The organism is Anaerobium acetethylicum (assembly GCF_900096945.1).
GTDB classification, from domain to species: Bacteria; Bacillota; Clostridia; order Lachnospirales; family Lachnospiraceae; genus Anaerobium; species Anaerobium acetethylicum.
In genome coordinates, this window is sequence record NZ_FMKA01000089.1 from 1 (window position 1) to 1,891 (window position 1,891).

1 protein-coding gene is annotated in these 1,891 nt (G+C 35.4%); it reads left to right on the top strand.

Annotated features, from left to right (window positions below; all coding sequences use genetic code 11):
• Positions 1 to 506: 506 nt before the first annotated feature.
• Positions 507 to 1,811: a group II intron reverse transcriptase/maturase gene (ltrA, locus tag BJR36_RS19890; RefSeq protein WP_091237168.1), complete on the top strand. Its 1,305-nt coding sequence runs from the start codon at positions 507 to 509 to the stop codon at positions 1,809 to 1,811.
• Positions 1,812 to 1,891: the final 80 nt, after the last annotated feature.

A 1,891-nucleotide genomic window follows, 5' to 3' on the forward strand; every position in this document is an offset into this window, starting at 1 on the left:
TTGTGTGCCAGGCATGGCACTAATCTAGCTGGTGAAAGTCCAGCCACGGGTATTTACCGCCAAGTGTAGTGAACCACAAGTTGGTATCAGTAATGGTATGGATGAAGGAAGTGGTGTAGCGAAATTCTTGAGCCTACGAACAGAAACTTGATAAGGCGATTAGGTGGGTGAGGTTGCAATACAAACTAAAGCCCAAATGGTAAACGTAAACCGAAGTTGTAAATCAAGAGGTTGTGGAATGAAAGATTAGTGTCTTACCCTGGGAGACCCTACCCACATATCAAAAGATATGGTCGAAAAAGGTTTAGGGAGGGAGTCAGATGAAGTCATAGTAGGCGGAATAGCTGAAGGACTGAAACGATTTATAGTACAAATCGTTATTCTTAAAATAATACATTAGCTAGAAATCGGATGGACAAGAAAAGTAGGAACGTAACCGAGGGATATTGTCTATATCTAGAGGAGTGATGTGTATAAATTTTGTAATAAACAGAGGAGTAACAGCAATGAATTTAATTGAAGTGATTATAACAAAAGAGAACTTAAACCGAGCGTACAAGAAAGTGGTTGAAAACAAGGGTGCTAGTGGAATTGATGGAGTGACGGTAGAGGAATTAGGTGATTATATTAAATCAAATAAGGACGAGATTGTTAATTCTATCAGAGATAAGACCTATTTTCCAAAGCCAGTGCGTAGGGTATATATACCAAAAAGCAATGGAAAGACGAGACCATTAGGAATTCCAACTGCCCTTGATAGAACAATTCAACAAGCAATCGCACAGCCAATATCCGATATTTATGAAGAAATATTTAGTGATTATAGCTATGGATTTCGACCAAATAGAAGTTGTCATGATGCAATCAAACAAGCATTAGTCTATTTAAATGATGATTATGAATGGGTCATTGATATTGATATTGAACAGTTCTTTGATAAAGTAAATCATGATAAATTAATTCAAATTCTTAGAGAACAAGTAAATGACAGTGCAACATTAAACCTAATTCGTAAATACCTGAAAGCAGGTGTAATGGAGCAAGGACTAGTAAAAGCAACAAAGACAGGAGTTCCACAGGGTGGACCATTATCGGTTGTATTATCAAATATCTATTTAGATAAGTTGGATAAAGAATTGGAGCAACGAGGTCTGCGTTTCGTAAGATACGCTGACGATGTGCTTATTTTTACAAAAAGCGAAATGGCTGCTAATCGTGTTATGAAGTCAATTAGTGATTGGATTGAAAGAAAATTATTTCTTAAAGTAAATGCAATAAAATCAAAAGTAGTCAGACCAACAAGGAGTAAATATCTAGGGTTCACGTTTCTTAAACATGGTGGACAATGGAAAATAAAACCCACAACAGAAAAGAAGAAAGCTTTATATAAAAAGATGAGCGAATACCTTAAAAGAGGGAAAGCAACATCACGTTCCTTAGTAGTAACAATAAAGCGGGTAAATCAAATGGTTGTTGGTTGGATTAATTACTTTAGAATTGGAATGATGAAAGGATTCATGGAAGAGTTTGGAGCATGGTTAAGACACAAAATAAGGGTAATTGTGATAAAGCAATGGAAGAAACCTATGACTATTTATAAAAATCTGTCTTACTACAATAGGAAATATAAGAATGGATTTAATAACGAAGCTATATATAAAGTAGCAAATTCAAGACTAGGTTGGTATAGAAGATGTGGAATGAACGTAGTAAATTTTATATTAAGTCCAGAATTACTTGAGACAAAAGTAAAGGACGGAGCTGGTTTGCTCAATCCCTTACAATATTATCTAAGAAGCGTTGGAATATAAATTGTAGAGCCGTATACGAGACCCGTACGTACGGTTCAATGAGAGGGAAATAATACTAGCTATTATTTCTCTACTCTATT